Origin of the sequence: Bacillus sp. 2205SS5-2 (genome assembly GCF_037024155.1) — a bacterium.
Classification (GTDB): Bacteria; Bacillota; Bacilli; order Bacillales; family Bacillaceae_K; genus Bacillus_CI.
The window spans coordinates 1-6987 of record NZ_JAYKTS010000029.1; the positions used below are offsets into that span (position 1 = coordinate 1).

5 protein-coding genes and 2 pseudogenes are annotated in these 6987 nt (G+C 34.3%); 4 read left to right on the top strand and 3 right to left on the bottom strand.

The annotated features are described in order from the left end of the window. Positions 1-192 precede the first annotated feature (192 nt). The 3 genes from U8D43_RS16585 to U8D43_RS16595 all read left to right on the top strand — a co-directional run bounded on the left by U8D43_RS16585 (position 193) and on the right by U8D43_RS16595 (position 2331). Complete coding sequence (locus tag U8D43_RS16585; RefSeq protein ID WP_335872303.1) at positions 193-759, top strand: helix-turn-helix domain-containing protein; 567 nt, start codon at positions 193-195, stop codon at positions 757-759. 695 nt (positions 760-1454) lie between these two features. Next, a complete protein-coding gene (locus U8D43_RS16590; RefSeq protein WP_335872304.1) occupies positions 1455-1760 on the top strand; it encodes a hypothetical protein in 306 nt (101 codons plus the stop codon). A 400-nt stretch (positions 1761-2160) separates the two neighbouring features. Next, positions 2161-2331, top strand: coding sequence for a hypothetical protein (locus U8D43_RS16595; protein WP_335872305.1), 171 nt, complete (start codon positions 2161-2163; stop codon positions 2329-2331). Positions 2332-3504: 1173 nt separating this feature from the next. Here the strand turns inward: U8D43_RS16595 and U8D43_RS16600 are convergent. Continuing rightward, positions 3505-4063: pseudogene (locus U8D43_RS16600) on the bottom strand (tyrosine-type recombinase/integrase). A gap of 379 nt (positions 4064-4442) precedes the next feature. Between U8D43_RS16600 and U8D43_RS16605 the strand changes: the two are divergent. Then, positions 4443-5054: a hypothetical protein gene (locus U8D43_RS16605; RefSeq protein WP_335872306.1), complete on the top strand. Its 612-nt coding sequence runs from the start codon at positions 4443-4445 to the stop codon at positions 5052-5054. A 130-nt stretch (positions 5055-5184) separates the two neighbouring features. Here U8D43_RS16605 and U8D43_RS21185 read toward each other — a convergent pair. Together U8D43_RS21185 and U8D43_RS16610 are read right to left on the bottom strand one after the other, a co-directional pair. Then, positions 5185-5388 (bottom strand): annotated as a pseudogene (locus tag U8D43_RS21185) (hypothetical protein); the annotation flags it as partial. A gap of 840 nt (positions 5389-6228) precedes the next feature. Further along, positions 6229-6987 (bottom strand): IS4 family transposase (locus tag U8D43_RS16610; RefSeq protein ID WP_335872307.1); only part of this gene is annotated, 759 nt, incomplete at its 5' end.

Consider the following 6987-nt stretch of genomic DNA (forward strand, 5'->3'; position numbering starts at 1 on the left):
TTTTGAATCAAATTTGGGAAAGTGGTAGACTGTTTCATAGGGACGCTCCTTTTTAAATTGTTTGTGTCGTAACAACAATTTTACTAAAAGGGCGTCCTTTTTTGTAGTTTTTTAATGGATTTAATTGGTTAATCAACACTCTTGGAAAAATATGTTAAACGCTTGGCCAGATATTTGTCCTGGCAATGGAGAATGGGACAATATGATAGTAACATCAGTGCATTTAAGATAGGAAGTGAAAAAGGCTTATTAAATATTATTGGATTAGAACCTAACAGTAGAAAAGGAGCAAATATTAAAAATACTTTTGATAAAGCTGTAGAAAGATTAAAAGAAGATAATTTTATTGGAGAGTATTATTATGAATCTTTTAGTGACTTGCAACAAACATTAAATCCAAGATGGTTTAATGATTGGTTAGAAGCGGAGATTATTATTTCACCTTCTCCTAGACTGTATAATAATAACCATATTGATAGTATATTAAATCAAGAAAAGAAGCAACCAGGCATTGAGTATCGGCATGTAATAAGAGAGTTGAACAAAACAATCGAATCCCCCAAAAAAGAGACAACTTTTGAAAGAGAAGTAACCCCAGAATTATTTAAGTTAGCACGTATAAAAAGAGAAATGACAATTCAAGCAGTATCAGAAGTTATCGGTTTGTCCAAAAGCGCTGTAAGTCGATTTGAAAATGGAAAAACTACCCCTTCATCAAACAATATGAAGAAAATAAAAGAATGGTATTTTTTAGATTAATATATTTTGATTCATACTAATCTTAGAATACTATCTCTCATTCGGGCATTCGCTGATTCTTACTATTGTATAGAGATAATATAGAGTTTTATTCTGACTTAATTAGAAAAGCCTTACTACATTGCATTGTAGTTAGGTCTTTTAACATTGTGTAGTTACTTTCATACTAGAATATAAGAATCTTATTTATTGAAGACGCTCTTCCTAACAGTCCTAAATTAACATAGCCTACATAAGAATAGACATCAAATAGAAGAGTTAGTGTATTTGCTCATATTGAGTGAATAACCCTAATAAGAAACGTTTAAACTTTACAATCTTTGTTGAGGTTAATCTGAACAAAACAGGATATTCTTAAAAAAAGAAAACACGGTCACCCTCCCGGTGGTCAACTTTTGGGTTGACATTTACAGAATCTTTTTCACAGAACCGATTCATGATAACAAAACTGTATTATTTAATACGTAAACCGTAACTCTCCTAGTTTTACAAATTCGTACTCAGCAAAATATAGGAACAAGTAACAATAATAGAAAATCAAAAACAAAATTACCCATTGATGTAAAAATAATCAATGGTATAATAAGGGAGTTTGGTCGTGACTCTACTAATTATTTAGGAGGTGTGAGTATCTTTAGTGTTATTTAAGAGTCTGCTACTTATTTAGATTTCTAAACTAAGGGAGTTGTAGAAGTTTGGAAATAATAAAAAAATCAAAAATCACCAAAATAGTTATTACGTTTCTTTCATTTGCATTAGTCTTATCGACCCTGTCGCCGTCATTTGCTAATGCTTCAACAAGCAAGTCTAATCAAAATGACTATCATGAAGACAGTATGAGTCTTATAAATTCAAATGTAAATAAGGATAGATTAGAAGAATTAGCTGCTGATTATGTTGTAGTACAAAATACTAGGTTTAAAATAGTGAACGAAAAAGCGTTAGTAAAAAATGCAAATCAAGATGATGTGAAACAACTAAAAGAACAAGTAAAAAAGTAAATGAATTAATTTTTGAATCAAGAAATAGCGGAAAACTTGTACAACTTGATGAAGATACCATTAGATTATATTCTGAAGTTGATCTAGAAACTTCTAAATCTATTTAAAGTCTTAGTTCATCGCCTTACGAGCATTACGGTGAAAACTATGTAGATTTTCATCTTACAACCGTAGAAGTTTGGCTGAGTAAAAAAACTGTTGGAGCCATTATACTAGTTTCAGCGGCATCGGCAGCAGCAGTTGTAAGCTATTATTTCCCATCACTACCTCAAATAATTGCTAGTACAATTGGGGCAACATTAGTAGGATATTTTGTTAATGATATAGCAAGACCCGTTTATGCAGAGGTGAGCTATTTTGGTAGCCTTCGCAAATTTTATGCCCTTTAAAGGATGAGATTATGAAAAAAGGCAACTTTTTTGAGGCGTTAATGGTTGCAATGATTGCCGCAGCTGTCGCCCTATTAATAATGATTACCATTGAGGATAGAATTGTTCGCACTTTGATATTGTTTTTATCGATTTTATTTATTTCTCTATTTTTCAGAAAAATCTTTAATAGAGATAAATAAAAACATTAAAAAAACCGATCACCCTACCCAGGTGGTCGGTTTTTTTGCATAGACTTACTGAACAACCTTATGATTACAAAATAGAAATACTTATTTCATAATGTATAAACTGTAATACACATTGTCTTACAAAGTTATATTTAGAAATAAAAATCTGTATCTGAATACCGTCACTCAAATAGAGCCACCTCGTTCACTAAATCGTAAGTCACTCAATTCCCAGATTGCACAAGCCTTGATTTGGAGTGTGAGGCATAATAGGCTCGCTGCCGACTTGAAACACCTTAGTGTGTCGGTTTTCGAGCAAAATCATACCTCTGAAGAATCCATGTAAAGTCATTCCAGATTTTCCATTACTAAAAAAAGTGGATCAAAGTATATTTAGCAAAATTGTTACAAAAACAGTGGTATTTAGCAACCATCATCAGTTGATCTACCTGCAAATTGCTTCTTTGGTATTTCTATAACAAAATATTTTGAGGTCTATAACAGCCACCCTGTCACATAGCCTAATAGATGATAATTGTAGAGAAATTCTAATCTGGTTTGAAAATAACTGAATGATTGTTGAATTGTCGTTAAACAATTTTTCCAAAAATGCGAAAGAAGTAAGGTGATGTGGAGAATTTATGTGGTAGAATGAATTCAGTCAAAAAGATTGCCGAGTAATCCCCTCATTACCTGAAAGGGGATAGGCACCATGATTAGGAAAAAAAACTATACTCAAGCCGAAGCTGATGCCTTGAAGACCATTTCAGAAGGTAGGGCAATCCTTGTCACCGCTTGGATGCCCCTGATGTTGAGAGTTGCTTTCATAACTGGTACAACCTTAGCCACTCTGCTTACCTTCTGGCTTGGTTTAAGGTAAGGCTGGAGTGCTTTGGGCTCTTCTCACCATGGAGCCATGAAACTCAGCAATAGCAATATAAATAACTAAACTTTAACATTATGTGGAATTGAAGCCGAAAGTATACTAGCCACAAAGCCATCTGTTCATGAGACTTATACTCGCTCATTCTTTTACCCTCTCTTATTCTCTTTAGTGCACCATATCTTATATTCTGTTGCATTCCCCTAAAGGCTGGAAGCCTTGATATTACTACGCTCATTTAGGATTAACAATCGAGTGCAACAACCACTTTTTTTGATGCGTTGATAAGCAAAAAAAGAGTTTCAATCCCTCATCCAGTAGTTATTGAACTTCATCATTGCTTTGTCACTTGCGTTCTGGTTGATGCCGATATACTCCAAAGTGATCTCTTGTGACGAATGATTAAAGAATTTCTGGAGTATGGCCACATCTTTCCTTTCTAAATAAAAATGGTACCCCCTCGTTTTTCTGCATGTGTGAGTACCAATCTCCCTCAGACCGACATGTTGGCCTGCCTTTCGTAAAATTCTATAAGCAGTGGAGCGATCGATTGCTTTATTTACACCTTCTCGACTTTTTATTACATAGTCTTCATCATAGAAAGTTCTCTAAATATGTCTTTAAATCTTTTTTTATCCCAGGTAAAATCATTAGCTTCTTTGCCTTCCTGGTCTTAGTTTCTTTAATTCTCAGATGCGTACCGACCAAGTCTTTTTTCTTGAGTTTTAAGATGTCTGAAATACGTAAACCGGTACTGATGCCGAGAAGAAATAAGATGTAGTTTCTATCACTTTGAGATTTTAAATATATCAACATTTCATTGATCTTCTTTTTGTCTCGGATCGGTTGAACTGAATTCAAATCAATCACATCTTTTCGTTGATAAAATAATAGTGAGATGATCTTACTCTCATCCCCGCGCCCCCGTCGCAAACTAGTGCGCTGCCAAGAAAACTATTCATCCTTAATCAGACAAACACTCCCCTCTTTAGGTAGGTCGAGTACGTTATTGATAAGGGAACGACGCTTATCCCAGGAAAATTTCTTCCTAAGATAAGCGTACTAATTATTTTGGGAAAAGTAGGAGTCAAAATTGGTGTTGTTTTGGTGCTGTTTTGCACCCTAGTATCATCGGTGAAAAAAACAGGAGTATTTCATTCGAAAGGTTCAACATTGAGGTGTTACTATCTAAATTATGCTATGATTTTAGGTATGACAAATAAGGATAAATGGAGGAAGTATGGCTTATTTAATAGAATTTTTTTTCAAAGACATCAATATGAAAAATAAAATACGTAGTAAAAAATTTTTATCTTTGATATTTTTTCTTTTTTCGCTTGTAATATTCGATATGTTTTTTTTCGTTCTAAGTAAAAACAATTATTATTTTATTCATTTTTTAAAACATGACTATACCTACATATTATTATTTCTCCACTTCTTAATTCTCTTCTTGCTCGCAGTATTTATCGGAGTTCGTATAATCTGGATTGTCCTTGGTGGCATTGTTGCAATACCTAGTTTGATAATTTACATGTTCATTGGCCTAGCTTTCACCATCGACACTGATTTCAAAACGATTCCATCACCAGAAAATAGTGAAGCCGTGATTATCGAACATTGGGTCGCTACTCATGGGGAAACTACTTACCTTTATAAAGTGTATCAAAAGCTTTCCTTTCCTGGGTTGGTGAAGAAACTAACTTCAGAAACTTTCGATATTACAGTGCGGAATCAAGAAGGAAGACCAGATCCTTCAGAGATTTTTGGACTTAACAATGCTCAATGGTTAGATGAAAAAACGGTTGTTTTTAAGACAAGAGACGGGGAGATCATGTTAAAACTAGAATAATTGAATAGATTTATTTGTTAACATGGCGTCTAACGAACATTCCGGAAAACATACGTTAAGGTATTGAGATTGTTCAAATGAAAATACCCCAGTTATCTCTCTTATAGACAAGATAACTGGGGTATTTTTTTTAGGGATTTTCCTTTTCTATTAGCTTCAGTAGCGTATCACAAAAGGCTTTCGCAATCAATTTCCCTTCTCCCTCTGTATAAGGTGGAATGTCAAAAGATTCTATGAATTTTATTCTCATTTGATGAACAACAGGAGTGAGAATAACGTTACTAACAAGATAATTCTCGACTCTTCTTCTTAGGGTATCTTCATCCCCTCCAAATCTATTTTTATAGGCTTAGTGACAGGGTTCTTGCTGTAGACCGCAAAGTAGAGTAGCCAAGTGTGGCCTTAAAACAAAGTTTAACCGTTTATAATAAAGTTGCACCGTTTTTCCCCCTTTGACATGGTTGTCTAAAGGGGATTTTTTATAGTGTGCTAAAATTAGGAAAATAGTAACAATATATGTATCTATGTTAATGAGTGAGGGTGTTCTAGCAACACTGGACTGTAGACAATTTTTATAAGTAGATATAGAAAATCTGAACGACAATATAGTTATTCAAGAAAAGGACCATTTGTCCTTAAATCATTCCCAAATAGTTAATTACTTTGCGGTTCATAGCAGCTACCCTGTCACTAAGCCTATATGGGGTCCAGTCCCGTAAATGCGAATTTACAACGTTAAGCTACAATATTGATTAATAATCTATGATTAAACAACGATAAGGATATATCTGCATTATCCTGGGGTTCAGCCGAGATACATGTAAAATGGGTCAGATGCTGTATTTTACTTCAACCTGTTTTCTTTTTTTAAAACGGTATTTGGAAATCATTCAACCTTGTTGCAACAAGGGGATAGTCTGATACGTTAGCTCATTACTAAAAATATAAGTTTTTGGTAACGAAAAAGCCTGAATTCTAATTTTTGTAAGATTATGACCTGCTTTTACTGGTATCTCGCATTAGCATTGCATAAAAATTTTTGAAGTTTGTCAAACAACTAAAATTTTCCAAATGTTTAATTTGCTTAATTTTCAGAAAAATAATTTTCTTCATTATGGAAAAAAGGCTGAGTGGCTCTGTTTGGTAGCCCTCATCCACATTTTGTAAATTATTGTCAGTTTGAACGTTTTAGAACATCGGGTCGTAGGTTAAGGAATCTAAATGCACCACCTCGCCTCCCTCGAACTGCTTGGACAATGAACTGAAAATCCTTTTCCCAGTCATACTTCTTCCGACCTTTTGAATCTCTCGTAGGTTTTCGAAAGAGAGAGCGAATAAACTCTTCTATTGGATCAAAAAGGAGGTCCTGGAGAGTGGTTTTAATATCTAGTAAAGGTCCCTCATGGTGTAATTTCAGTTTCAATAAAACCTGTAAGCAATAGGTAATTAAAGCGATCCAAATTTGAGTATAAACAGCATTTTGACTCTTTCCATAGAACGTTTTGATTTTCAGATGTTGTTTCATCCATTTAAAAAAGGTCTCTATTCTCCAACGATAGCGATACAAGTCACCCACTTCTTTAGCCGATAAATCGACGCAGTTGGTTAGGAGGATGATGTCGTTTTGTTCGCTATCTTTGGTTCGAATAAGACGCAAGGAATTTTTCATCTTCGTGTCATTTTGATCATCACCTAGATAGACTTCTTGATCTTGAAAAATATGATTTTCTGGATCGGGCGCTTGTTCATTCAGTACTTCAATCTTAGCATTTTTCTTTAATCGAGTGATGAATCGAACATCATGATTAGAAAGACGATCATACTGTTTATAGTCATTATACCCTCGGTCAAATAATTGAATGGCGTCGGGATCGATCTCGATTAGTTCCTCCATTTGTGACCGATCGGAGTGCGTCGCAGGTAACAGGACGGC

Excerpts from the sequence above, each read along its gene's own strand:
- U8D43_RS16585 (WP_335872303.1), top strand. The coding sequence starts at position 193 with ATGGGACAATATGATAGTAACATCAGTGCATTTAAGATAGGAAGTGAA.
- U8D43_RS16595 (WP_335872305.1), top strand. The coding sequence starts at position 2,161 with ATGAAAAAAGGCAACTTTTTTGAGGCGTTAATGGTTGCAATGATTGCC.
- U8D43_RS16605 (WP_335872306.1), top strand. The coding sequence starts at position 4,443 with ATGGCTTATTTAATAGAATTTTTTTTCAAAGACATCAATATGAAAAAT.